The sequence below is a fragment of the Vibrio cidicii genome (assembly GCF_009665415.1).
Classification (GTDB): domain Bacteria; phylum Pseudomonadota; class Gammaproteobacteria; order Enterobacterales; family Vibrionaceae; genus Vibrio; species Vibrio cidicii.
Window position 1 is genome coordinate 26,436 of record NZ_CP035922.1, and the last position, 26,688, is coordinate 53,123.

21 protein-coding genes are annotated in these 26,688 nt (G+C 49.4%); 8 read left to right on the forward strand and 13 right to left on the reverse strand.

Going from position 1 to position 26,688, the window contains the following annotated elements; all coding sequences use genetic code 11:
• The first annotated feature begins 128 nt into the window (after positions 1 to 128).
• Positions 129 to 563, forward strand: coding sequence for an acyl-CoA thioesterase (locus EWA64_RS15760; RefSeq protein ID WP_061894269.1), 435 nt, complete (start codon positions 129 to 131; stop codon positions 561 to 563).
• 88 nt (positions 564 to 651) lie between these two features.
• Positions 652 to 1,611 carry a LysR family transcriptional regulator gene (locus tag EWA64_RS15765; protein ID WP_369435841.1) on the forward strand — a complete coding sequence of 320 codons (960 nt, stop codon included), beginning with the start codon at positions 652 to 654 and terminating at the stop codon, positions 1,609 to 1,611.
• Here EWA64_RS15765 and EWA64_RS15770 read toward each other — a convergent pair.
• Positions 1,597 to 1,887 carry a putative quinol monooxygenase gene (locus EWA64_RS15770; protein ID WP_061894268.1) on the reverse strand — a complete coding sequence of 97 codons (291 nt, stop codon included), beginning with the start codon at positions 1,885 to 1,887 and terminating at the stop codon, positions 1,597 to 1,599. The genes EWA64_RS15765 and EWA64_RS15770 overlap by 15 nt on opposite strands.
• A 3-nt stretch (positions 1,888 to 1,890) precedes the next feature.
• On the reverse strand, positions 1,891 to 2,544 hold the full coding sequence (gene nfsB / locus EWA64_RS15775) for an oxygen-insensitive NAD(P)H nitroreductase (protein WP_061894267.1): 654 nt from the start codon (positions 2,542 to 2,544) through the stop codon (positions 1,891 to 1,893).
• Between the two features lie 209 nt (positions 2,545 to 2,753).
• On the opposite strand from nfsB, the gene EWA64_RS15780 reads away from it, so the two are divergent.
• Positions 2,754 to 4,055 carry an alpha/beta fold hydrolase gene (locus EWA64_RS15780; protein WP_061894266.1) on the forward strand — a complete coding sequence of 434 codons (1,302 nt, stop codon included), beginning with the start codon at positions 2,754 to 2,756 and terminating at the stop codon, positions 4,053 to 4,055.
• A gap of 88 nt (positions 4,056 to 4,143) precedes the next feature.
• Here the strand turns inward: EWA64_RS15780 and tnaA are convergent, their stop codons facing one another.
• The 4 genes from tnaA to EWA64_RS15800 form a co-directional block, all read right to left on the reverse strand.
• Complete coding sequence (tnaA, locus tag EWA64_RS15785) at positions 4,144 to 5,562, reverse strand: tryptophanase (RefSeq protein ID WP_061894265.1); 1,419 nt, start codon at positions 5,560 to 5,562, stop codon at positions 4,144 to 4,146.
• Between the two features lie 211 nt (positions 5,563 to 5,773).
• Positions 5,774 to 5,845 carry a tryptophanase leader peptide gene (gene tnaC / locus EWA64_RS15790; protein WP_082796262.1) on the reverse strand — a complete coding sequence of 24 codons (72 nt, stop codon included), beginning with the start codon at positions 5,843 to 5,845 and terminating at the stop codon, positions 5,774 to 5,776.
• A 219-nt stretch (positions 5,846 to 6,064) separates the two neighbouring features.
• A complete protein-coding gene (locus EWA64_RS15795; RefSeq protein WP_061894264.1) occupies positions 6,065 to 7,156 on the reverse strand; it encodes a methyl-accepting chemotaxis protein in 1,092 nt (363 codons plus the stop codon).
• Positions 7,157 to 7,600: 444 nt separating this feature from the next.
• Entirely contained in the window at positions 7,601 to 10,360 is a 2,760-nt protein-coding gene (locus EWA64_RS15800) for a M16 family metallopeptidase (protein ID WP_061894263.1), read from the reverse strand.
• A gap of 189 nt (positions 10,361 to 10,549) precedes the next feature.
• Between EWA64_RS15800 and EWA64_RS15805 the strand changes: the two genes are divergently transcribed.
• The gene (locus EWA64_RS15805; protein WP_061894652.1) at positions 10,550 to 12,373 is read left to right on the forward strand and encodes a Na/Pi cotransporter family protein; all 1,824 of its coding nucleotides are present in this window, start codon (positions 10,550 to 10,552) and stop codon (positions 12,371 to 12,373) included.
• Positions 12,374 to 12,523: 150 nt separating this feature from the next.
• A complete protein-coding gene (locus EWA64_RS15810; protein ID WP_061894262.1) occupies positions 12,524 to 13,825 on the forward strand; it encodes an HD domain-containing phosphohydrolase in 1,302 nt (433 codons plus the stop codon).
• 128 nt (positions 13,826 to 13,953) lie between these two features.
• Here the strand turns inward: EWA64_RS15810 and yghU are convergent, their stop codons facing one another.
• Together yghU and EWA64_RS15820 are read right to left on the reverse strand one after the other, a co-directional pair.
• Entirely contained in the window at positions 13,954 to 14,811 is an 858-nt protein-coding gene (gene yghU, locus EWA64_RS15815) for a glutathione-dependent disulfide-bond oxidoreductase (protein ID WP_061894261.1), read from the reverse strand.
• A gap of 169 nt (positions 14,812 to 14,980) precedes the next feature.
• Positions 14,981 to 16,804 (reverse strand): M4 family metallopeptidase, encoded by a 1,824-nt coding sequence (locus EWA64_RS15820; RefSeq protein ID WP_061894260.1) that lies wholly within the window; start codon positions 16,802 to 16,804, stop codon positions 14,981 to 14,983.
• Between the two features lie 363 nt (positions 16,805 to 17,167).
• On the opposite strand from EWA64_RS15820, the gene EWA64_RS15825 reads away from it, so the two are divergent.
• On the forward strand, positions 17,168 to 18,163 hold the full coding sequence (locus tag EWA64_RS15825; RefSeq protein ID WP_061894259.1) for a D-2-hydroxyacid dehydrogenase family protein: 996 nt from the start codon (positions 17,168 to 17,170) through the stop codon (positions 18,161 to 18,163).
• 87 nt (positions 18,164 to 18,250) lie between these two features.
• Entirely contained in the window at positions 18,251 to 18,502 is a 252-nt protein-coding gene (locus tag EWA64_RS15830) for a Rho-binding antiterminator (RefSeq protein WP_039428436.1), read from the forward strand.
• Between the two features lie 136 nt (positions 18,503 to 18,638).
• Here the strand turns inward: EWA64_RS15830 and ompW are convergent, their stop codons facing one another.
• Entirely contained in the window at positions 18,639 to 19,283 is a 645-nt protein-coding gene (gene ompW, locus EWA64_RS15835) for an outer membrane protein OmpW (RefSeq protein ID WP_061894258.1), read from the reverse strand.
• A 447-nt stretch (positions 19,284 to 19,730) separates the two neighbouring features.
• Between ompW and EWA64_RS15840 the strand changes: the two genes are divergently transcribed.
• Positions 19,731 to 20,387, forward strand: a complete 657-nt coding sequence (locus tag EWA64_RS15840) for a Qnr family pentapeptide repeat protein (protein ID WP_061894257.1) — start codon at positions 19,731 to 19,733, stop codon at positions 20,385 to 20,387.
• A gap of 30 nt (positions 20,388 to 20,417) precedes the next feature.
• Here EWA64_RS15840 and lhgD read toward each other — a convergent pair whose 3' ends face one another.
• The 4 genes from lhgD to EWA64_RS15860 all read right to left on the reverse strand — a co-directional run bounded on the left by lhgD (position 20,418) and on the right by EWA64_RS15860 (position 26,537).
• Positions 20,418 to 21,629, reverse strand: a complete 1,212-nt coding sequence (gene lhgD, locus EWA64_RS15845; RefSeq protein WP_061894256.1) for an L-2-hydroxyglutarate dehydrogenase — start codon at positions 21,627 to 21,629, stop codon at positions 20,418 to 20,420.
• A gap of 13 nt (positions 21,630 to 21,642) precedes the next feature.
• Positions 21,643 to 23,763 (reverse strand): TRAP transporter permease, encoded by a 2,121-nt coding sequence (locus tag EWA64_RS15850; protein ID WP_061894255.1) that lies wholly within the window; start codon positions 23,761 to 23,763, stop codon positions 21,643 to 21,645.
• Between the two features lie 72 nt (positions 23,764 to 23,835).
• Entirely contained in the window at positions 23,836 to 24,849 is a 1,014-nt protein-coding gene (locus EWA64_RS15855; RefSeq protein ID WP_061894254.1) for a TAXI family TRAP transporter solute-binding subunit, read from the reverse strand.
• A gap of 332 nt (positions 24,850 to 25,181) precedes the next feature.
• On the reverse strand, positions 25,182 to 26,537 hold the full coding sequence (locus EWA64_RS15860) for a sigma-54-dependent transcriptional regulator (protein WP_061894253.1): 1,356 nt from the start codon (positions 26,535 to 26,537) through the stop codon (positions 25,182 to 25,184).
• Positions 26,538 to 26,688 lie beyond the last annotated feature (151 nt).

The window sequence follows — 26,688 nt, forward strand, 5'->3', positions numbered from 1 at the left end:
ACCTTACCAATTTCAACATAAAACATCTTTTATTTTTACATTTTGTTAATCCAATCATTACATAATTGTCGCGTGCAATTTAGAATAAAGACTCGAAATAGTAAGACGAATCACGAAAAGGAGCGCCAATGCATTCGCTATTAGAAGAATTTCCGGTCATCACCGAGATTAAGGTCGCGTGGGGAGAAATGGACGCGCTACAGCACGTCAACAATGTTGTCTACTTCCGCTACTTTGAAACCGCGCGTTTGGAGTATTTTGCGCAAATCAACTTGATGGATGAACTGAAAAAGACACAGATTGGCCCCGTCTTAAGTGACACTCAATGCCGTTATCGCATTCCAGTCACTTACCCCGATACCTTGCTCATCGGCTCCAAAGTGACGCAGGTGGGTGAAGATCGCTTTACCATGGAATATCAGGTCGTGAGTAAAAACATGGACAAGGTCACCACCATAGGCAGTGCGACTGTGGTGATGTTCGATTTTAAAAATCAGTGTAAAGCGCCACTATCAGAGCGCTTAAGAGATGCGATGCTCACCTTGCAGCCCACGCTTAGCTAACGTTCGTACCAGCCTCAGCGCTATGACTGAGGCTTTTTGCTGATAAATCGGCTATAGTCGGGCAAAATTATCTCTCACGACACCTCCGATGAAAGCACTGAACGATCTGAACATTTTCGTGGAAACCGCTCGTCAGGGCAGTTTTTCAAAAGCAGCCAACAGCCTCGATCTCACTCCTGCCGCCGTCAGCGCTGCCATTAAACGCCTTGAAGAGCAGATCCATTTCCCGCTGTTTGTTCGCTCGACGCGCAGCTTACGCCTCACGGGGGATGGCACGCTTTTCCTGCAAAAAACCAGTGCAGCGCTCAACTTGATTGAAGAGGGTCTCAATGAGATCAACTGCGCTCGGGGCGAATTGGCCGGGCAGCTTTATGTCAGCGCCCCTTCCGATTTTGGCCGCAACATGCTCTTGGAGTGGATTGATGAGTTTATCGAACTGCACCCGCGCGTGATGGTCAAACTCGACCTGTCAGACAGCCTTACCGACATGTATAGCCAGCCCATCGATGTCGCTATTCGCTACGGCGAACCAGCCGATTCGAGCTTAATTGCGATTCCTCTGTGCAAGTCCAATGAGCGCATTTTGTGCGCATCACCGGAGTACGTCGCCTCTCATGCGCCGCTTCGCGAGCCTAACGACCTGCTTCAGCACAACTGCTTGTGCTACATGCTCTCTGGCTCGCTACACAACAAATGGCAGTTGCATCGTCAAGGAGAAACGGAAAGCGTGCTCGTCAGCGGCAATCCAACCACTAATGACGGCGAAGTGGCGCATCGCCAAGCGTTAAAAGGTAAAGGCGTCGCGTATAAATCGCTGATGGATATTAGCCAAGATATTCTAAGCGGCCGATTGGTGCGCGTGTTGCCTGAGTGGGATGGCGGCGTGGTACCGATTTACATGATGTGTACCGATCGGCGTGCAATCACGCCACTTATCCGTACTTTCCAAGAATTTGTACAAAATAAGTGCTGCCAGCAACGTCAAGCGGTACTGGCAGCAATTGAGCAACATTGTCAGCAAAACCACACAGAGCTAAGCCACGAATGAGAGCGGGCGAAGGTGCAGGTATTCTAAAATATCGGCACTGTCCACTTGTTGCTTGAAGGCTTGAAAGTGGTCGCTGGCAACGTGTCTATCAAGACTCTGCTGCGAACACCAAATCTCTTGCATCAAAAAAAGGCCTTCGATTTGGCTGTCGGCAAAAAGCTCATACTGGCAGCAGCCCTCTTCCAGACGCGTCGGCTCAAGCAGCGCAGTAAGTAAACCGCGAACTTGTTCGATGTGCTCAGCGTGCGCTTTAATTTCCACTAATAGATGAATCATGATTTAGATCTCGGTAAAAACCGTTTCGGCTGGCCAGCGCGATTTCGGTAGTTTGGCATTAAAATCGGCTTCACTATGATAGCCCAGCGGTACGATCACTAAACTGGTCAGCCCTTTATCACGCAGACCAAACTCTTCATCGAGCACTTTGGCATCGAAGCCTTCAATCGGCACCGCGTCAATTTCCATCGCAGAAGCGCCCAAAAGCAAGGTCCCCACGTTCAAATAGACTTGTTTCTCCATCCAGTGCTGCGCATCTTTGATATCAAAACGGTGCAAATTGACAAAAAAGGAGCGACCATTGTGCATGCCAGTTTTGCTCGCTTCATCGGCAAAACGTCCATCTTTGTCTTCGTTTTCAAGGAGATCCAGTAGATAGTTTTCATCAATGCTGGTTTTGGCACAAAACACCACAATGTGTGATGCATCCAGCACCTTACGCTCGTTAAAAGCAAAACCGCCTTGAGTCGCTTTGGCAATGCGCGCTTTGCCCTCATCGCTACTAGCAACGATAAAGTGCCAAGGTTGAGAGTTAACACTCGAAGCACTCATACGCAGTAGCTCTTTGATCTCTTCCACTTTCTCTGGCGCAATTTTTCGGCTGGCATCAAATGCTTTGGTGGAATAACGGGATTTGGCGGCGTGAACAATACTCATATTTTCTCCAATGGGTGGACTCATTGTCCTTCATGTCGTTAGTGTGACTAATCTAACCAACTGAACCCATTTGAAAAACCGCCAGTGATTAACTTCTTTTTCAAATTTTTTTTGAAAATAGTTCAGCACGACTCGACATTTGTTGGATTTAAGACAAACGTGACAATACTCGTTAAACTACTCCGCTACCCCCAGAACAAGGAAAGAAAATGCATCACGCACTGACGTTTCACCACGAAGGACTGACGTTCACCCCGCACTATTTTAACGTACCGTTGGATTATGCAGACCAAAGCAAAGGCGAGATTGAGATTTTTGCCCGCGCCGTGCGTCACACTGGTGATGAGGAAAAGCCTTGGCTCGTTTACTTTCAAGGTGGACCGGGGTTTCCAGCCGGAAGGCCCACAGGCAACAGCGGCTGGCTCAAGCGTGCATTACAACAGTATCGCGTACTACTTTTGGACCAACGTGGCACGGGCAACAGCAGCGTGATCAGCCATCAGACGTTAGCCGAGCTCAGCGCGCAGCAGCAGGCCGAGTATCTGCAACATTTTCGCGCCGATAACATAGTGCGCGATGCCGAGTTTATTCGCCGTGAGTTAGGCATCGAGAAGTGGGCCATTTTAGGGCAAAGTTTTGGTGGTTTTTGTTCCCTCACGTACCTATCGCTGTTCCCAGACAGTCTACTGCGCAGCTACATTACCGGTGGCGTGCCATCGATTTCGCGCCACCCAGATGATGTCTATCAGGCAACGTTTAAGCGCACCATGGACAAAAACCGCGCCTTCTTCGAACAATTTCCACAAGCGCAAACTCTCTGCCAACAGATCGCCGACCATCTGCTGACACATGACGAATATTTACCTAACGGCCAGCGTTTTACCGTCGAGCAGTTCCAGCAAACGGGCATTCACTTTGGCATGAGTGACACCTTCCTTGCGACCTATTATTTGCTGGAAAATGCCTTTATCAACCAGAATGGCAAAGCGGCACTGCGCTATGAATTTTTGCAGCAAATGCTGGGGCAACAGTCGTTTCACACTAACCCAATTTACGCCATTTTGCATGAGTCGATTTACTGTCAGGGGTTTGCGTCAAACTGGAGCGCGCACCGCGTGCGTCAAGCGCAGCAAGTGTTTGACTATCAGTCGGACCAAGCATTTTACTTCACAGGGGAAATGGTCTTTCCTTGGATGTTTGATCAATACATCAATCTTAAACCACTTCAGCAAGCGGCCGAGCTCCTCGCACAAAAGACCGATTGGGATGACTTGTATGATGCCGAACAGCTCAAGCGTAACAGCGTGCCAGTAAGCTGCGCAGTGTACGCCGAGGATATGTTTGTGGAGATGGATTTCAGCCGTGAAACCTTAGCGCTGATGCCCAACGCCAAAGCGTGGATCACTAACGAATATGAACACAACGGCTTACGTGCCGACGGTGAGCGCATCCTCGATCGCTTAATCACCATGGGCGAGCAGATCGCCGCCAATCAGAGCATGTCTCGCTAAGCGGCGCGCTCATCCGTGAGTTAGCAAAAACAGCAAGCGGGCGATCGTGCCCGGTTGCTGTTGCTTATCTTTTCTCACCGCTAAGGCTTTATTTCACCTCTTTAAAGCGCGCAGTGAAATGTCGCAGTACGGGCGGCTCGTAAGTAAATTCCAGCCCTTTGACGTTTGCCGCATTGGCTTTGACCTTTTCAAACGCTTCGATAATAAAATCCATGTGCGTTTGCGTGTAGGTCGCGCGGGGAATGGTAAGGCGCAACAGCTCTGCTGGGGAGGCAAGCTGCTTACCTGTTGCCGGATCACGCCCTAGCAGCAAAGATCCAATTTCCACCGCGCGAATCCCCGCCACTTTATAGAGCTCACACGCCAATGCATGCGCCGGGAACTGCTCCGCCGGAATATGGGGTAGCAATTTCCCCGCATCAACAAACGCCGCATGACCGCCTGCTTGTTGGCAAACGATACCCAAAGCTTCTAACCCATCGACTAAATATTGCACTTGGCTGATGCGATAGGCGAGCCACTCTTGGCGCATGCCGTCATACAAGCCAACCGCTAAACGTTCCATCGCGCCGCCTTCCAAACCGCCATAGGTTGGAAAACCCTCTTGCACCACACACAAGGTGCGACATTCGTTGTACACATCCAGCATGCGCTCGTCTTTAAAACAGAGCAAACCACCCATCTGTACCATGGCATCTTTTTTCGCCGACATCGCCAATCCATCGGCGTAGCGGTAAGCTTCTAAGGTGATTTCGGCAATGCTTTTTTCCTGATAACCCGGCTCGCGCTGCTGAATAAAATAGGCGTTTTCCGCAAAACGCGCTGAGTCCATAATCACCGGAATGTGGTAGCGCTGCGCGATTTCATACACCGCTTTCAAGTTGGCGATCGATACAGGCTGGCCGCCCGCAGAGTTGCAAGTAATGGTGCTGACAATATAAGGAACATTAGCAGGCCCGGCTTCAAGGATGGCGTGCTCGAGCTTTTCTAAATCAAAGTTGCCCTTAAAATCGGCGGTCACCGAAGTGTCAAACGCCTCTTCGGTGTAGACGTTTTTCGCCACGCAGCAGTTAATTTGTGTATGCCCTTGCGTGGTGTCGAAAAAATAGTTGGATAGCGCGACCATTTTACTGCGATCTAACCCTTTCTCCTGTTCGCGTTTTTTAATCAGAACCGGAATATAAATTTGCTCAGCGCCCCGCCCTTGATGCGTTGGAATGGTGTATTGATAGCCAAAAATATCTTGTACTGCATTTTTTAAGGCGTAGTAACTGCGGCTACCGCTGTACGCTTCATCACCACGCAGCATCGCCGCTTGCATGTCTTGCGTTACTGCGCCAGTACCACTGTCGGTCAACAGATCGATAAACACATCTTCGCTGTCGAGTAAAAACGGATTCATACCGGCATTGATAATCGCCTGTTGGCGATATTCTTCTGTGGTGCGTTTTACTGGCTCAATAACACGAATACGAAATGGTTCTGGAAGATGTTTGAAATTGTTCATTATTATTACCTTTCTTGCAGGTAATCAGATCCCGCCCGAATAGAGACTCAGAATATTCAGGATAAATATATTTAAAGCGTACTTTTTTGCACGCTACGGAAATAACCGTTCGCATGTGAATGAGTAAGCAGATTGTGGGATTCTGATTAATTAACGGTTTATTATTAATTTAAAATCAGACAGATAGCGGAAGACCCACCAATAGAAGAGACTATGCTGGAAAGAAGAAAGCGATTTTGTAATCTTTGGTAAACCAATAACTTGAGTAGTTGTGCATTTCCATATCACCACCATTTGAAATCGGATTGTTTCAAATTTGTCATACGAATATCAATATAATCAATATTAGTGAATTTCACTACAGTTTATTTTGCGATATTTACCTCGTTTTTAGAATTTATCACTCTATTATCAGTCAATGTGCAAGCAAAGACATGAGAATAATAGAGTGCTTTCAAAGGGATGTCGCCACGACCCACAACGCCGTGGCGAGTTTTATCCTTTAGCGTTTATCGTGAATCACTTCGTTAAGTAAGCGATCAATCACAGTAACCACTTGTTCACTGGACGATTCCATTGATTCTAGTTGGCTGACTAAACGGTTCATATCGCGCTTGCCGCCAGCATCCAATGCGGCGCGGCCAGCGTCGTGGACACGCTGATGTGGCGTTTTCAAACTACCATAGCTGGCGAGGTGGCTGTACTGTTTAGCGCCTTGTCCTTCGAAGTACCAGCGCCCTAAACGACATTCGCTGTGACTGTTCACCACAGTGTCGAATTTACGACGATTGATACTGTCGTAGACGTTATTTTTCCACACTGCGTGGTCTAGCTTGACCGTGTCAAGGAAGGCTCGGGTTGTCGCTACGCGGATCACCTCCTGCATTTGGCGGGATTTGACCACCACATCGCTGACCACAGCGCCGATTTGTTCTGACGAGCTGGCCACTTCCAACGAATAAGTCTGGTTTTTACCGATCGACTGTTTGATGTCTGAGGTTTGCACAATCACTTTGTTGACCAACTCTTCGATTTGCTCACTGGCCGTGTGCGCTTTGCCCGCCAAAGCGCGCACTTCATCCGCGACCACGGCAAAACCGCGCCCAGCTTCACCAGCGCGTGCCGCTTCAATCGCAGCATTGAGCGCCAACAAGTTGGTTTGCGCAGAGATCTCTTGAATCGCGTGGATAAGTTGGCCAATGGAGGAAGCAGTGTTTTCCAACACTTGCGCCCCTTGCATATTGCTGTTGGCCTGCTCATTAATGCGTTTAGCACGACTTTCCAACCTTGCCAGCGCAGCGTGCGTCTGTTCGAACATCTCGTCCAATTCGACCAGCGACTCGCGCTCACGAATCAGCTCTTCGGCGCTAGAGGCAAGCCCGGTACGAATCGCTTCAAGCATAGTGCCACCTTGCAATTGGCTTCTTACAAGGGCCGACTCAATAAAACGCGATTCTTTCAATTCTTGTATTTCTCGCTCTTTTTGCTCAATTAAGGCAGAAAACTCGGCGATTTCGGTGGCATGTTGTTGTTTGGCAGCATCCAATTCACTCTGTAATTGGCGTATTTCTAATTTGAGTTTTTGATTAAACATGACTAGCTTTCCTGGTCTGCTCACCCTGCAAAGCAGAAGGGCGAAATGGCGTTTCTTTTTAACTATTATTCTCATCACGTCAGGGCACAGCACACTCGCCGTTGTGGCTCATACATTGCACGGGAGTGGCAGCAATCACTCTCCCTCACCTAAGCCAGTGTATTTTCTCACTAGTGCCACGGTTTTAATATGGGCGAACTCTGAAGCACGGTTTTTTTTCTGTGACTGCACTTACGTTTATTGGTAAAACCAGTCAATTGACTAGCACACACCACACCAAAAACGCAACAAGATGCATATTAAATTACTGATAATATTACGAATACACTAAAGAGTATTAGCAAACTCTACGAAACACACAAGCAGGTCAGAGACGATTTTTCTCGGAACATTGAGAAACGTTCAGGCAACCGCCTCCGTTGCCTGAACATAGATAGACGAAGATTAGGATTTAGGATTGAGTACACTGGTAAAGCGTTTGGCCTGTGGGCCAAAGGCGTGCTTAGCCAATCGGCGAATCTCTTGCAGAGTGATGCTGTGAGCGGTTTTGTCCACATCAAGCAACACATCTACTCCATAGCCGCTGATTAGATAGCGAGTGTAGAACCAACAGCGCTGCTTGGGGTCCTTGTCAAGATCTTGCAGCGCCAAACTCAGTTGCTGCGCAGCGGTATCGACGTCTTGCTGCGTAATGTCATTCGCCAGTTGCGACAGTACGGTGGTTAACTGGGCTTCCATTTTTTCCACATCTTGCGGATTCAGTTGCGATACAAAATACCAGTCGGAGACCGCTTCATTGTCCAGTGCAACTGAAGTCACATTTGGGCTGTAATCTAAACTCGCTTCCTCACGCAGTTGTTTGAGCACGCGGCTAGTGCTGATGCGCTGGAGCATGTCTTCAGCAAATACCGATCTGCCCTGCTTGGTCTCCCCCTGTGGATTCCACAGCCGCACAAGGTGCATGGATGATGCTTCTGCCCCTTCATTCAAAGATTGATAGGCTTTTGCGTCTGGTCGATATTTTACGCTGAAGTCGACAGGGTCGGCGTCTTGCAGTTCAATTGACGCCACATATTGACGCAGCAAGGGCGTTAATTGCTCACTGGTCAAATCAGCGACAATGACCATTTTAAAACCGTGATTCTTATGAAATAACTCTCGATGCAGCGCATAGATCTGTTCTGCCGTAACCTCCTTAATATCCTCCGGCAGCAATAACTGGTTACGACTTTGCGGTTGGTAAAAGTTACTAGCAATACTCATCATCCACCGACCGAAAGGCGACTTGATAAACGACTCTCGGTTTTGCACAAAGCTTTTCTTCGCCGCTTCAAGCTGCTTAGCTTCCACCTTAATTTCTGTCGCGGTGTTGTATAACGCTTGCATCGCCACCGCTAAGTGCTTTTTCGCTGCGGTTATTTCCACGCCGTGGTGTGTCAAACCCAGATAGGGATTGAGGGCAACGTCCTTACTGCGCAAAAAGCGATCTAGCTCCGGGCCTGAAAATTGTCCCAAACCGCTTTGTATCGCCGCGGCCGTGCCCACGTCGAACGCAGCGAACAGCGAAGGATCCAACGCCGCTTTGCCACCTGCACTGGCAAAATTGACGTAAGCGCGATCGCCTGCTTGTTTGTCTTGCTGAAACCAGACTTCCACCCCATTCGATAATTGGAAAACTTTAAAACCGCCGGGATAATCAGCCACGCTTAAAATGCGCCCATCCTGCTTAGGCTGCAGCAAGCCATTACTTTTCACTTCCATATTGAGCGGCTTGATACCTGCTTGTTGATAAGCGGCACGAACGGCCCTAGTTGCGCCGACCCACTGGGCAATCTTATCGCCTCTATCTAACCCCATAATAAACGCAGGATCCGAGGATAATAAATCGCGTAGCTGCTGATTGGTTTGGCTTAAGTCGTAGCTGGCAACAAACTGGCTTAAGCTCTGCTGATAGTCCGCTTTGGATTGATTGATGCTATTTTGCTCGAGGGCAAAAACGCGCTGATCGGCGAAGTAAGCAGGCGTGTGCTTCGACCAATCGCTCTCTAGATTGTCTAGCCAGCCGTGATATTCAGCCAGCACCGTATCCAGCTCTTGCTGGGTCACGCCATGATCGCGCAGTGATGCGAGTGTGCTGGTGAACAATCGATTCATCTCATGTCGCTGTTCGGGCGCAAAAAATATCCCGGCAAAAGAGACTCGGCTGTAGTTGATGATTTCATTAGTGGCGTAGACGTCTAAAAAAGGCTCTGCCGAGTCATTCAGCGTTGCATACAAACGCTGCTGAATGAGCTTGGCGCTAATCTCATCACTCCAGTTTTGCCACTGCTGTGCGCGGCTCTGCACGCTGGCGGCACCACGATCAATCACATAATGGACACTTGGCGATTCTAAGGTATTGCTCAGTAGAACCCGATCTTCGACCACTAGGGGGATATCACGCTGTTTTGGCAAAGGCTCAGTGCTGCTTGACTGCCAGCTCGAAAAAGTCTGCTGAATCACTTCGCTCAACTGCGCAGCATCGACATTGCCAGTGACAATCAGTTCGCTATATTGCGGCTGATACCAGCGTTGATAGTAGTTTTGCAACGCCATGGCACTGGCATTTTGGATGGATGCTTCCGAGCCCAGTACATCATGCTGCTCGTAAGCCGTGTCATCGATCATGGCATTGTATAGATTATAAAAAAACGCTTTATCTTCCGGGCGAGAGCGACGCCACTCGCCCAAAATCACCCCTTTCTCTTTTTCAACTTCATTGGGGTCAAACTCAAGGCCATCGCCAATGTCACGCATCCACGTTAACGCGTCTTTAAGCCTTTTATTGTCTGCCAGATCCAATTTATAAGTTGTTTGCTGGTAACTGGTAAACGCGTTGATATCGGCACCAAAGCTACCCCCAGCTTGCTCAAACAGCTCAATCACTTGATTACCCGCAAAATGTTGGCTGCCATTAAACGCCATGTGTTCAATAAAATGCGCGTAACCTTGCTGCTGCGGCGTTTCTTGAAAAGAACCGCTATTGATCACCAAGCGCAGTGATACTTGCGAGTCGTCAGTGGGATAAAGGTGATATTTCATTCCATTCGGTAGTGTGGCCACCTGCCAGTTGCTGTCTGGCTGAAGTGGCAGTGACGACTCGGTCAGCGTGCATCCAGCCAGCAAAAGTGCAGGTATAACGGGTATAAACAGCATACTTCTCATTAATCTAGCCCTTCGTTAAATTGCTCTGACCAATATATCGGCCAGCGGATATGCATGCCATTCAATACTTACAACACCATGAAAGAGTTAGAAATCACTCGCAAACTGCTCAGTGAAACGAATCTGTCACGCTCTGATTATTAACGGCTAATCTTTAAGTAACGAAGAAGAATAAAAGTGATGCTGCCTATGTTGTCTATGCCTACTCGCCCTTTTCTGTCCAAGCTCGCCTTTCTCCTCACCTTGTTGCCTTTTGCCGTTTTTTCCGCCACTGAAACGGCGAGCACCCAGCAAAATGAGATCCACTACTTACCGATGAGCATTGGTCTTTTCGGCGGTTTGGCGATTTTTCTCTATGGCATGGAGAAAATGTCCGATGCGCTAAAACGCGTCGCGGGCAACAAGATGAAGCAGTGGCTTGCCAAACTGACCACCAACCGTTTAGCGGCGGTCGCAACTGGTACGGGCATTACTGCGATCATTCAATCGTCGTCGGTGACCACGGTCCTGTTGGTGGGTTTTATTTCAGCGGGGCTCATGACGCTGCCGCAAGCCATTGGCGTGATTATGGGCGCAAATATTGGTACCACAGTTACCGCACAAATCATCGCCTTTAAAGTCACCAAAGCGGCACTGGCGATGGTTGCAATTGGCTTTATGATGTTCTTTGTCTCGAAAAAAGAGACCACCCAGCACTACGGTAACATGTTGTTTGGCTTAGGATTGATTTTCCTTGGCATGAATCTAATGAGCGAGGCGATGGAGCCGCTGCGCAGCTACCAGCCATTCATTCAGTTAATGGCGCACATGCACAATTTCTTTCTGGCGATCTTAATTTCGGCCCTATTTACCGCACTGGTTCAGTCCTCGTCCGCCACCACAGGGATTGTGATTGTGCTCGCTGGCCAAGGTTTTATTCCGCTAGAAACCGGGATCGCACTGGCCATGGGCGCGAACATCGGCACCTGCATCACTGCCATCTTTGCCGCGGTCGGAAAAAGCCGCGAAGCGATGCAAACCGCGGCCGTGCATGTGCTGTTCAATGTGCTGGGAGTGATGATTTGGTTACCGCTGATTGGTTGGCTGGCGCAAATGAGTATCGCACTTTCACCGACGCAACCGGGCCTAAGCGGGGTGGAAAAACTGGCCGCCGAACTGCCAAGGCAAATTGCCAACGCCAATACCCTATTTAATGTGCTCAACACCGCAATCATGCTGCCTTTTGCCGGGGCGTTTGTCTGGCTGGTACGCAAAATTCTTCCTCCTCAATCGGGCGAGACAAAAACGCAATTGCAGACTAAATACATTGACGCAGCGTTTCTTCCCACCCCTGACATCGCGCTCGATCAAGCGAAACTGGAGATTGGCCGAGTCGGACGACGGGTCTGTAACATGCTCAACATGTTGCCTCCTCTCGCGCCAGGTTGTAAAAAGCGCCAAGAGGTGCTCGCGGTGAGAGACAAACTCAAAGAAATTGAAGCGATTGAAGAAGAGGTCGATCAACTGCACGGCGCGATTCTTTCCTATCTTGGCCAACTGCGCAAAGAGCCACTTTCTGATCAACAAAGTGCGCGGCAGATCAAATTGATCAGCATTAGCCACCAGCTTGAAAGCGTCGCCGATATCGTCGTCAACTCGCTCTTGCCACTGGCCTATAAAGCACTTAACGATGACATCAGCATCAGCCCCGAGATGCGCAAGACCTTAGACACTGTCCAAGAAAAAGTGAACCACACGTTACTGGATGCGGTTAACTCGGTGCGGCGCAGCGATGCCGCCGAAGCGCAAGCAGTAATCAACGCCAAGCGTGAACTCAATGCATTGATTGATGCAGTATTGGCCCATCAGGCGCAACGATTGGCGCTGCAAGATGGCAATCGCCTACGAGTTTTCCGCTATGAAATGGAGTGGGTGGAATCACTCAAACGCGTGTATACCTTAGCCAAACGGATGGCAAAGGTGCAACTGCGCAGCCGTGCCAGTGAAGAAGAGAGCCAATCGGTTGCCAGTTAGTAACTGCTCCGTGGCACGAAAATAAGACTAAAGTTGCAGTGCAAACACTATTTTTTGCACCGCATAATGAGTACTGTTGCACTATATTTTAAAGGGAACAACGTCTGCAAAAAGCTGCGAGCAAACTCGCTCTGTGCTGGGAGGGCTATCATGGAAACGGCTAAACATCACGGAAATGTCACCTTTGCAGTGAACCTGCAACACGCTTTGATTTGGGTTGCTCGTGCGCTCGATTATGTCGGCATTGATGATTTACACCACAATCAACGAGTAGCTTACATCGTCTATGAATCCGCTAAAGCATTGGGCTGGACACAAAGTCAGCAAGAGTTCTGTTTTTTCGCTGGTTTACTGCACGACTGTGGCGTATCGCAAACGCAAGAACATGAGAAATTAGTCAGCCAGATGCAGCCAAAAGATGCCGACACGCATTGCCAAGCTGGTTACCAAGCTTTGAAAGCGTGCGAATTGCTGGCGCGTTTTTCGAGTATCATTCTGTTTCACCATACCGAATGGCGAGAACTAAAAGACATGCCGATCATGGAGGATGAGCGGAACATCGCCGCATTGATTTTCGCCGCAGACAGACTTGATTTCCTGCGCGCCAAATACCTGCAAGATACACATCATGATCTGATAACGTTATACAAGCAGCAGATGATCGACGAACTGAATGTTCACCGAGGTACGCTGTTTTGTCCTGAATATGTCGATGTGCTGAGCCAACTTGTCAAAAAAGACGGCTTCTGGTTCGCCATGGATTCAACCCATATCGAAACCATTCCACTCCATTTTGAACATCTGGACTGGCTACGCCAAGATCTCTCACTCCCTTTGCTGATCCAGCTTGGCCGTTTTATCGCTGGTATCGTAGACGCTAAAAGCCCCTTCACCTACCAACACTCGATCAAAGTCGCGGAACTGTGTGAGTTTCTAGCACACAAAATGGGGTTAAATGCTGAAGTGGGCCGAATGTTGTATGTCGCCGGACTGGTGCACGACATCGGTAAATTACGCACTCCAGACGAGATATTGCACAAACGCGGGCTACTGAGCAAAGATGAGTACATTCACATTAAGCGGCACACCGTCGATACCGAGGTGGCACTCAGTATGGTTTTCCCCGATTCAAAAATTGGTGAATGGGCCATCAATCACCACGAAAGGCTAAACGGCAGTGGCTATCCCTACAACAAAACCGACAAGGAGTTGGATTTGCCTTCACGGATCATCGCAGTCGCAGATATTTTCCAAGCGTTGTCGCAAGATCGCCCCTATCGAGCCAGACTTTCAAGCGATGAGATCGTTGCCATCATGCAACCTTTGGTCGATAAGGGAGAAATTGATAAAGACGTCTATGCCTGTTTGGAACGTCATTTACAGACATGCTACGCACTTTCAACCCAAGCAACTGAAGAACCAGTGGGTAAGCCGATACCAGTGAACGCCTGATCGCACCGTCCCAGCACCATAAATACAAGAGCGCGGCTAGCCGACCAGCGAAAAACTTACGTCCTAACAAAAAGGAATGGCGTGGCATTCCTTTTCTATGGCTACTTGCAAGTGGCGCTTACGCCGGATTAGCTGCGTTTGGCAAGTACTTGGTCGATGTCCGCGGCGCTGTGTCTTTCGGCCACCATCTCCCACTCCTCGCCCCAAGTGCGGTTGACAATACGCCCGCGTTGCACGGCGGTGCGCTGCTCGATCGCTTTTGCCCAGCGCACCACGTTTTGATAGCTCGCCACATCCAAAAACTCCGCTGCGTTGTACACGGTGCCGAGCACCAAATTTCCATACCAAGGCCAGATGGCGATATCGGCAATGCTGTACTCATTACCCGCAATGTAGGCATGTTTGGCTAACTGTTTATCCAACACATCCAGTTGGCGTTTGGCTTCCATGGTAAAACGGTTGATCGGGTACTCAAATTTTTCCGGCGCATAGGCGTAGAAATGGCCAAATCCGCCACCAAGATACGGCGCCGAGCCCTGTAGCCAAAACAGCCAGTTCATCACTTCAGTGCGCGCAGCGAGATCGCTCGGCAGGAAATGGCCAAATTTTTCTGCGAGATAGAGCAATATGTTGCCCGACTCAAACACATTGATCGGCTGCTCAGCAGAGCGATCGACCAGTGCGGGGATCTTCGAATTGGGGTTGACCGCCACAAAGCCAGAAGAGAACTGATCGCCATCGCCGATTTTGATCAGGTGCGCGTCATATTCCGCTTGTGAGACGCCGAGTGCCAGTAACTCTTCGAGCAAAATCGTAACTTTTTGTCCATTTGGCGTGCCCATCGAATAGAGCTGCAACGGATGTTGCCCTACCGGAAGCTCTTGTTCAAAGCGCGCACCGGAATCAGGTCGGTTGATGCTTGCCCACTGACCGCCGTTGTCCGCATTCATGGTCCAAACTTTAGGTGGAATGTAGGTATCTGCCATGATGTTTCCTTGTGTTATTGGAGGGTGTCTTAACCAATATCAGGGCAAGAAAGTAAAAACAAAAGCGCTCAAGACAAAACATTGTCGTCTTATCTAGAACATTTGGTTATGTAAACGAAAAACCGGGCAGGAGTGCCTGCCCGGCCTGATTTTCTGTAAAACAAACCAGTTAGTGTTGCAGTTGTAATGTCACGCCGTTGTAGCTCGAATAGCCACGCAGCATCACATGGTAGGTGGTGCCGGGTTGCGCATTCACCGAACAGCTCTCGCTGTTGCCGTTGCGATAAGGGCGGCAATCCCAAGAACTGGTGGTGGGTTTGCTGCCCGCCTTGAGATAGAGATCCGCATCGCCGCTGCCACCAGAGATGGAAACCACCGCATTCGCTGCACTGTCCACAGTAAAGGTGTAGTACTCAAGTGAACCAGATGCGCCAGAAAGGTTGTTCACTGGTGTTCCATTGACCAACACACGTGAGTTATTCGTACCACAGTTGGCGTTAACACCCACTTGGTTAAACGCGTCAACCACATCGTTTACGCTGTATCCCATGTCACCAGCGGCTTTCGCAACACCACAAGCACCAGCATCAAAGGTACTGCTCGCGGTCCAGTACAGTTGGTTTGCCAAGGTAAACACTTCAAAGCCTTTGCGCACGTTCCAGCCGGATTTGTTCGCTAACAGGTAGAAAGCGCGGTTGTAAACACCACTGGAGTGGTGCACGTCCAAACCGTTGTAGTATTGCGAGGCGTGGTCGATTGAGCGTCCATCGCGTGATGGTTGCTCAAAGTAGCGCAGACCGCCGCTCGATTTGAAAATATCCGCCCCCACTAACCAGTCAACGCTGCCTTTCATGTAAAACTCAGCCGCTTCCCCTGCGATATCGGAGAAGGCTTCGTTCATACCGCCGGACATGCCGCTGTAAATCAGCCCTGAGTTTTGCTCGGTAAAGCCGTGGCTCACTTCGTGGGCACTAACGTTGATATCAACCAATGGATAGAAGGTTGAAGCCCCGTCACCGAAGGTCATCGCAGAACCATCCCAGAACGCATTCTCATAGTTGCTGCTGTAGTGAACGCGCATGGTCAGTTTGAAGGTCAGCGGCGAAGTGTTCATCCAATCTTGATACATGTCGTACACTACTTTGCCAAAATAGTGCGCATCATTGAGTGGAGAGTAAGCACCATTAACAGGTTTATACTCGTTGTAGTTGCTTTCACCAGTACAACTATAACTGTATGCTGTGTTTCCCGAAGTACGGTTTTTCAGGTCAACAGTTTTGACCACACTGTTGTCCATGGTACAGGTGGTGCCCACTTTGTCGATGACAAAACCCGGGTAGTTGGTACCGTACTCATAGCGGCCTGTTTTGCTGTTTCCGCCAGGGCCAGTACCGTGCGCCTCTGCATGGTTGAGGCCATCCCAGCTTTGCAGCACTTCGCCACTGTTGGCATCAATGAACATAAACGGACGAGATGGCTCCTCTTCAGCAACAAAGAAGCTGACTAAGTAAACCACTTGTGCTTTGTTATTTTCATCAAGGCGCACCATCAGTTGACCGTTCTCGTTTTCCACCTTAAAAGGTTGGCCATTGAAGCTGATCGTCTGGTGGCGCTGTAGCGCGATGTTGATGGCTTGTTTGAGGTCGATAACTGGTTTCACCGAGGCCACATCGCCTGCGATGCCTTGCGCCATGGTGCCATAAACATTGCTTAAACCTGACTGAGTTTCTGTTGCGACCACCGCAGTGTCAAAGACAGGGATCCCTTGGTAAGTCTGCTGATAACGAACTCGCACCTGACCGTTAGGAAGCTGAACGCTCTTGACTGCCTGAAAGCCATTGTCGACTGGAGCCACACTTTGTGCCTGTAGCGAAAGCGCCTGCTCCAAGATATTGCTATCGGATACGGGGACCATCTCGGCAGCTGTGGCTGGAAGAGAACAGATGACTCCGGCTGCAATCAGCCAAGGAATTTGACGTTGGTTGTGTTTCATTCTTGATTCCTGTTGATATAGTTTTTCCTTCTCCAACCTCATCTATGTGGTTGAAGGCCAACGGAACACCGCTGGCACGAGAAAGATGGTCAACAAAAAATCACTCAGCCAATTTTTTATAAAAATAAATTTAACCACATGTATACAAAATGATACATATTATTAACACTGAGACATTCAGTATTGATTTATTTTATAAAATACAACTATAAAAATCAGTGAATTATTCGCTAATTATATTTTTGTGCTTATCTGTTTTGACACAGAGTTATCAATAATATTACTGCGAACATTCTCTCAGAATCTCACTTAAGAATTTGATTTATTTGTGTTATATGCAGGGTTCATTCACAAGGAGAGTTCATGAAAATTGCAATTTTGGACGATTATCAGGATCAGGTGCGGCGCCTTAGCTGTTTTTCGCTACTTGATGGTCATCAGGTGACGGTCTTTAATCAAACCATCAACGACGAAACGACACTGGCGCAGAGGCTTCAGCCCTTTGAGGCTCTAGTCCTCATCCGCGAACGTACCCCGATCACCGCTTCCCTACTTCGCCAACTGCCAAACTTACAGTTAATTAGCCAAACTGGAAAAATCAGCAACCATCTCGATCTCGCTGCCTGTACGCAAGCCAACGTGGCAGTAGCCGAGGGGATTGGCTCGCCGATAGCACCCGCGGAGCTATGTTGGGCCTTGATCATGGCCGCACGTAGACAGTTACCTCAATATCTCAACAATCTACAACGCGGGCGCTGGCAGCAAAGCGACTTACCGGGGCTTGGGCAAACACTGCACGGACAAACGCTCGGGATCTGGGGTTATGGCAAGATTGGCCAGATGATTGCGCAGTTCGGTAGAACATTCGGTATGCAAGTGTTGATTTGGGGCAGTGACGCATCGCGACAAAAAGCGCAGCAAGATGGCTTTGACGCAGCGAAAAGTAAAAGCGAGTTTTTTTGCCGGGCGGATGTGCTTTCACTGCATTTACGCTTAAATGATGCAACGCGTGGCATCGTCACTCAAGCAGATTTAGCGCAGATGAAATCCGGCTCGTTGTTTGTCAACACCAGTCGGGCCGAGCTGGTACAAACGGGCGCGTTATATCAACAAATGGCTGACAACCCAGACAAGTTTGCCGCCATTGATGTCTACGAGCAAGAACCCGCCAACGCAGAGAATCAACCGCTGCTGACGTTACCCAACGTGCTCGCCTCGCCACACCTCGGCTATGTTGAGCAAAACAGCTACGAGCTGTACTTTCGCTGTGCGTTTGAGAACATCAACGCGTTCGCCAGTGGTAAAGCGCAAAATATCGCCAATCCTGAGACACTCACCGCACAAATAAGCGCGATTTAACATCTGTTTGTACCTGTTTGATTCGTCAACACTGCTAGAATGGCGATCTGTGCTTAGCAAACGATAACCACGTGAAACGGAGTCACCATGATCAGTTGCAGCCAATATGACTACATTGAAATCGCCTGCTTATATGGCATTGCGGTTGAGTTAACTTTAATCAACGGCAACAGCATTTCCGGATTGGCCCTCACGACCAGTTACAACCAACAGAAGCAGGAATGTATGGAGATTGAAGTTGGCGGCGATGCGGTGTTGGTGCCCACCAAACAGATCCTCGCGATGACCGCACTTTGCGAAAATCCCCATTTTACTCAAATTGAATTCACCCAAGAGTGAGGTGAGAGAGAAGGAAGAAGAGGAGCCTTGCCGGGCTCCTCTTAATATAAGGAACGAATTAGATAACTGACGGGCGAAACTTCGCCAAATAGTTAGTGAAACGGTGTTCTTTGCTGATGGTGTCTGTTTAAGCCGATTAGAATTTATAACCACCAGTGAACATCACAACCCAAGGGTCAATCGTCACATCGGTTTTATAGGTTGTACCGCCCGCTTTGTAGGTTGCTTCGGTATCGATATCGGCATACCACAATGAAGTGTTTAGGAACCAAGTGTCGTTCAGTGCGTAGTCAACACCAACGTTGGCCACCAATCCCCAAGAATCTTCTAAGCTCAGATCCGACAAACCCGCACCTTTGCCGCGATCATTAAACCCTTCGTTAAAGAACATGGTGTAGTTCAGACCCGCACCAACGTAAGGGCGCCACGTGCTCTCTTTAGTGCCAAAGTAGTACTGCACCATGAAGCTCGGTGGCAAATGCTTGGTTTTGGCAATGTTGTCCAAACCGCCCAGCTCAGTCGAGATGTTATGGCTAAATGGCGTTGCCGCCAGCACTTCGAAACTGATGTTGTCGGTGTACATATAACCGAACGTTAAACCAAGCTGGGTGTTCGAGTCGACTTCCAACTCATGAGAGGACCCTAAAATCTTATCACTGCTGTCATTTGGCATCACAGAGGCTAAACCGACACGTAAGATGTAGTCACCTTCTGCGTGCGCCAAAACGTTCGTAGAAAATAGCGCTGCAACCACTGCAAGACTAGAAAGTGTTTTTCTCATTTTTTATTCCTTTTATGTAGGGCTAAATTATCTTTCTAATTTGTAAGAATTTTTTGTTGCGCGCACAGTAGCACATAATAACCCTACCATTTTGATGGAAATCAATTTGTAAAATTTAGTGATGCTTTGATTACAAAAATGCTTCACCGATCAACATTTATTGCAAATAAACCACAATTATGTAATGCAAATTGCGTGTGTCACACCTTGCGTGTTGACCATGTCATTGACCAGCGTGATTTTCTTTCCTCAGTGTTATTTGAGAGCGGTAAAACTTTTTTTGCTTACCGCTCATACTAAAAACAAAAAAACACCACCTTAAAACCGCTACTAGACCGCTTATTTAAGCGATTTTGACACCTTTTAAATTCTTGTTTTTAAAGAAGTTAATTTCTTGGATTTTCAACAGCTTAACATGATAGCCTGCACGTTAACTGAGGAGTGACGATGCAGTACAAAAACCAACAATTCCACCAACACGACTTTTCCGCTCAAGATCTACAACATGTGATCTTTGAACATTGCCACTTTATCGAGTGCCGTTTTGATCGCGCCAATCTCAGTGAATGCCAGTTTATTCACTGCCGTTTCATTGAGGCATCTGGCCTTGAAGGATGCAGTTTTCGCTACAGCAAACTCAAGGAAGCCAGTTTCAAACATTGTATGTTGGCGATGAGTCAGTTTGTCGGCGCAGACTGTTTTGGCATTGAGTTTCGTGAATGCGATTTGAAGGGCGCTAATTTTAGCCAAGCCAACTTTAGCAACCGAGTCAGTCAGCGCTTCTATTTCTGCTCGGCGTTTATCACGGGATGCAATCTCAATTACACGAATTTTGAGCGCGCGATGTTGGAGAAGTGTGACCTGTTTGAAAACCGTTGGCGCGGTGCCAACCTGTATGGCGCAAGTTTTCGCGGCTCCGATCTCTCCCGTGGCGAGTTTTCTGCCGATCAATGGGGCACATTCACGCTAGAGGAGAGCGATTTAACCCACGTCGAACTCGATGGGCTGGATGTTCGCCGCGTCTCTCTCCAAGGCGTTAAGATCTGTCAATGGCAACAGGCTCAATTGCTAGAGCAATTTGGCTTAATCGTTTTACCGGATTAGCTCATCAGCGTTGATTTCAAGCGAAATCGCTCAGTAACCCTTCTGTTTCTCGATCACTTTTTTACCGATGTATTCGCCAATCGGAATGGCCGAGGTTGCAGCGGGGGACGGCGCATTACACACATGCAGGCTGCGTGGACTCTCCGCAAACAAGAAATCATGCACTAAGCTGCCATCCGAGAGCACCGCTTGGGCGCGAATACCCGCGGGATAAGGTTGCAGATCCGCCAAGGTGATGCGCGGGCAATATTTGTTGACCAATTGCAGATAACCCGGCTTCCACCACGAGTTGATAAACTCCTTCACTCCGGTGCGCAAATGTTTGGCGGTTACTTTCCAAAAACCGGGAAACGCCAACATCTGCGCGCTATCGCGCCAACTGAAATTGAACTTTTGATACCCTTCTCGCTTCCAGCCTTGTACGGCGTTTGGGCCAACCGTCACACTGCCATCAATCATTCGAGTCAGGTGGACACCAAGAAACGGCAAGTCGGGATCGGGGATTGGGTAGATCAAATGCTTCACCACCTGATTGTGGTGAGCAGGCAAGCGGTAATACTCGCCGCGATAAGGAATGATCTGGAAATCAGTGGCAATGCCCATCATTTTAGTGAGCCGATCCGCCATGAGTCCGCCACACGAGATCAGAAATCGCCCGTTAATCTGCACGCTTTGTCCGTCAGAAACACAGGTGATCTGCACTTCTTCTGCGTGCTCTTCAATTGCCACCACTTCGCTTTGCAAACGTACTTCGCCACCGCATTCGATAAACTCCTGCGCCATTTTTTCCGTCACCTGCTTGTAGTCGACAATACTGGTCGACGGCACATAAATCGCGCCAAGGCCAACGATATTGGGCTCCGCCAGTTTCAGTTGCGCAGCATCAAGCCGTTCAACCTCAATGCCGTTGGTATGACAGCGCTGATAAAGCGCCTCCATCCGTTCCATTTCTGCCCCGCTTGTCGCCACCAACAGCTTGCCGCAGTTTTCCACCGGGATCTGATGCTTAGCGCAAAACGCCTTGGTCGCTTCTACGCCGCGTTTGCAAAAATCCGCCTTCAAGCTACCCGGCGCGTAGTAAACGCCTGCGTGGATCACCCCGCTATTGTGGCCAGTCTGATGTTTGGCAAACTGCGCTTCTTTTTCTAACAGCAGCACCGATTTATCGGCAAACTGACGTTGTAATTGCCACGCGGTAGAGACACCCACAATGCCACCGCCGACGATGATGTAGTCATACACGTTTTGCTCTCCTCTATGCGGTCGCCACAGGCGGCTGCGTTTTATATGCCCGGCTACTGTAAATAAAAATCCCGATAAAAATCGCGAGCGAGAGCACACGTCCCCACAACGGCACATCATGCCACACCATCAGCGCGCCCACAGCTAATAATACGAGTCGGATCAGAACGTTAATCTTACTTTCCAAATAGCCTTCAATCGCGCCGATCAAAGCGTAAGTGCCAAAGATGGCGAAAAATCCCGTCATCAGCACCGTGGTCACATCCCAGCTCACCAGCCCAGTGTACGCAATCAACAGCGGCACCAAATACAAGCCTTTGGCAATTTTCCACGCAGTTAATCCGGTGCGCATGGGCGGCGTTTTGGCGATGGTTGCCGCCGCAAAAGCGGTCAAACAGACAGGCGGGGTGACGTTGCTATCTTGAGAGAGCCAGAAGATGATCAGATGCGCCGCCAGCAGCGCCAAGCCAACCGCTTCCATGCCTAAACTTTGTTCAAGCAAGGTTTCTTTGAAATCAACCGGAACCAGAGCCAACATCTCCGTCGCCGTTTGCAGCGACATCGGCGCGCTAAGCAGGGCAAATTTGTCTGGCGCGGCCAACATAAAGATCGCTTTGGCTTGCTCTGGCATCTGTCCGTTGACCATTAGCTCGAGCAGTTGATTTTCCGCGATCAGTTGATACAACGCAGGTGCGGACAGCGTACCCAAGACGATGTACGCAGCGGTCACGGGCAGCCCCATGCCCAGCACCAAGGATGCCAAAGCAATCAGCACCAGCATGATCAGCAGATCGCCCTGCGACCAGCCGTTAATCATCAGCGAAAAGGTATTGCCAATGCCGGTGGTGGTAATCACGTTGATCACCAGACCAATGCCGACCAGCAAGACCGCCGTGGTCGCCATGTTTTTCGCCCCTTGCGACAGCGCATCAATGATCTCTTTTGGCCCCATTTTGTGATCTTTAGAAAACCAAGAAGCGACGATCACCGAAAGGATTGAAATGCCTGCGGCGTAAGTAGGGGTAAACCCTTTCACCAGCAGCGTCACTAACACCAATAGCGGGATCAGGTTATGCCAGCCTGACAGCAGCACTTTAAAGAGCGACTCATCACTGGTGGTCACTTTTTGCACCCCGCTGCGTTTGGCTTCAATGCGGACAAAAAACGCCACAGACAAAAAGTAGATCAGCGCCGGAACAAACGACACCGCCACAATATCGACATACGGAATTTGCGTGTAAGAGGCCATGATAAACGCCCCAGCGCCCATCACTGGTGGCATCAACTGCCCTCCGGTTGAGGCGGCGGCTTCCACGCCTGCGGCGAAGCGCGATGGAAAACCGGCTTTTTGCATCAGCGGAATGCTGATAACCCCGGTTGAAACGGTATTGGCGACACTCGATCCCGACACAGAACCCATCAGCCCCGAGCCGAGCACGGCGATAAAGCCGGGGCCGCCAATAATTTTACCTGCCGCCGCACGCGAAACGTTGATGATGTAATCACCAACGCCGGATTTGACCAAAAACGCGCCAAACAAGATGAACATGAAAACGAAGGTCCAGCTAATGCGCGAAATAGAACCAAACATCCCTTCGGATGAGAAGAAACTGCGATACAGCAAGGTTTCCATACTCAAGCCGGGAAAGTGGAAAATGCCACCCGCCCATTTGCCCCACCAGACGACGTAGCTTAAGCAAATCACAATTAGCACCGGAATAAACCAGCCCATGGTGCGGCGGATCACTTCTATCGCGATCAGAATCGCCACGATGGAGACAACCCAGTCGGAAGTAACAAATTTCACGCCACGCTGATAGAGCGCATCTTCGGCAAAAGGAAGGTAGACAAGGCAGCCGAGTGCAGCGAGCGCGATCAACACATCGACCATTAAGGCCAATTTGCTGCGTTTTAACGAGGCGTGCGCGGGATACCAAAGCAGGCAAATCAGCGCGAAGCCAGCAAAGTGGGTCGCCGAGATCCACAGTTCAGAAAGGGTTGATAAGGTGTTAAACCAGATGTGCAGCAGCGATAACACCACGCCGATACCGGTAATCGCTGCCGTCACCCAAGGAAAATCAGTCCGAGTGGGTAACTCAAACTGCTGCAACTGTTGTTGTAAAGAATCACTCATTCGTTCGCTCCAAGGGGCTGAAATCACAAAGTCAGGGCACGCTGAACCAGCGCTCAGACATGCCCACAAGCATCAGTTCGCCATCAATCCTTGCGGGATTGAGATACCGACTTCTTTGTAGTAGCGCGCCGCCCCTGGGTGCAGTGGCAAAGGCAAACCATCGATGGCTTTTTGCAGCGCCATGTCTTTGGTCGCTTTATGAATGCCTTGCAAAAATGGCAGGTTTTCGTAAATCGCTTTGGTCAATTGATAAACATCTTCTTCAGAGACGTCTTCACGCACCGCAAGGAAATTCGGCTGCGCGATGGTGGTGATGGCTTTATTCACGCCGGGATAGGTGTTAGCCGGGATGACGTATTTGGTCCACAGTTGATACTTACCGTTGGCTTGTTTGATCTGTTCATCGGTAAATGACAGTAGCGTGATGTCATTGCCCATGGCCGCAAACGCCTGAGTCACCGCACCAACAGGAACGCCTGCTGGCGTGTTCATGCCGTCAATAGTGCCGTTTTGCATCGCGCTGGCACTGGCGCCATAGCCCATGTAGGCGAGGTTGAATTCATCCGGATTGACCCCCAGCCCAGCCATGATTTGCCGACCCGAATTCTCTGTACCGGAGTTTTTGGTGCCGATAGAGAATTTCTTGTCCTTCATCTGATTAAGATCCGCCACCGTACCGGAGGGAGCAAGATCGGTGCGGACGATAAAGTGCTCAACGTTTTGCCACAGCATAGAGACAGAACGCAGTTGAGTCTGCGGGCCGCTTTGCGCATATGGTCCATCACCACTGGAAGCCCAAGCGCCGTAAAGCCCTTGCAAAATCGCAAATTGCGCCTCTTTTTCATTTAACAACTTGATATTTTCGCCCGATCCCGCAGAGCTTATCGCCGAGAGGGAAAACTTATATTTCGGCTCCAGCTTTACTTTGCTCAACGTCGCCAGCGCTACACCCACAGGGTAGTAAGTGCCGCCAGTCGATGCGGTGGCCAAGATATAACTGCGTTGTTCGGCGGCCTGTAGATTGGACGCGGCAGTAAGAGACAGGGTTGCCAGCGCAAGGGATTTCATCAGTTTATTGAGTTTCATCGTTACACTCCGTGTAGGGTGGTTGTTATTTTTTTGTTACTAACAACCAACTAGAGCAAAAGCGATGCCATATTTTAAGCCATTGATATTAAATATAAATACGAGAGAAACAACACGAAATGAGCCATTTTTTGCTTATAAAGGACAAAATCAGTAAGCAAGATCTTGCCTATAAGCACATATAAATAAAAACAAACAAAATCATGTAATTATAGAAAATCAGCTTGTGACTCCAGCCACATCCCAACGCTGAGATGTGACCAAAGTAATGGATTTGTTAATTTTTATAACAGGCAAGATCTTGCTCATCGACAAAACGTGCAGCGGCAGGGTTAGCCATCGGTGTAATCGGCCCGGTTGAGCCCCAGCTTCTGCATCTTTTGATTAAGGGTACGGCGCGGCAGATCCAGCTCTGTCATCACCTCGACAATACTCCCCTGATGACGAAGTAACGCTTCATGAATCACTTTGCGCTCAAAGTTGTGCAACTGTATCGCCAGTGGTACGCCGCTCGGCAGGCTCTCTTGAGCAAAACCCGCCCGGTTGGAGAGAATTTCCATCACCGACAAGCTTTCATCCAGCGCAAAGCGTATCGCCACATTGCGTAGCTCACGCACATTGCCCGGCCAGCCATAGCTAAGTAGTGCGCGCGATTCTGCTGAGCTTAACGCTCGCTTGTTGGCATTGGACTGAGTCGCAAAATGTTCAAATAGCAGTAGTGCGTCTTCTTCCCTCTCACGCAAAGGCGGAAGATGCAACTGCGCCACGCTAAGGCGATAGAAAAGATCCTGACGAAAATCGGGATGGTTAAACAGATCCGCTTTCGCCGCGGCCACCACTCGCAAATCCACACCAATCGGTCGGTTACCGCCCACTCGCTCCACCTGATTTTCCTGCAAACTGCGCAGCACTTTAACTTGCATCGACATCGGCATGCTTTCTATCTCATCCATAAACAGCGTACCTCGGTCGGCGTATTCCAACTTGCCAACCCGCCGTTTACTCGCGCCAGTAAACGCGCCAGCTTCATGACCAAACAGCTCACTCTCAAACAGATTTTCCGGAATGGCGCCACAGTTGATCGCCACAAATGGATTGGCCCGACGGGTACTTTCGGTATGTAGGCTGCGCGCCACCAGCTCTTTACCCGTACCGGTTTCCCCATAGATGATCACATTGGTGTCCATGTCAGCCACTCTGGCGATCTGTTCACGCAGTTGGCACATCACCGCACTGTTACCAATCAGTTGTTGCTCGATGCCGCGTAGCTGCTGCAGATAGTGGCTACGATGAGTGCTTTTGGCTTGGTTTTGATAATCACTCACGGCGGTGTGCAGCGTTTGCGACAAACGCTCAGGATTAAACGGCTTTTCAATGAAATCGTAGGCGCCTTTTTGCAGCGCTTTCACCGCCATGTCGATATCACCATGTCCGGTGATCAAGATAACCGGACAGCTCACCTGCTCAGCCTGAATCGCCTCCATTAAGGACAAGCCATCCATACCAGGTAAGCGCACATCACTCACCACCCCATCAAAAGCCCGGCGCTTAATTTCCGCCAACGCCGCTTCACCTTGGCTAAATGCCTCAACGTGAAAACCCGCCAGTTGTAGCCATTGTGCGGTCGCTTGACGCACAATGTCATCGTCTTCAACCAGAGCAATGTAAGGGGGAGAAATTGAGTCCATGTCGCTGCTACCGCTTATGCTGTGTGATGTTTCGCTACGTTAGGCAAAAAGCGCCCGAGGGAAAAGGAGCTGGATCTCACTTCTTGACAACAAAGCTTTAACAAACGAATGGAGCGGCGCACTCTTGCACGGTTGAAATGCTCAGGGAAGT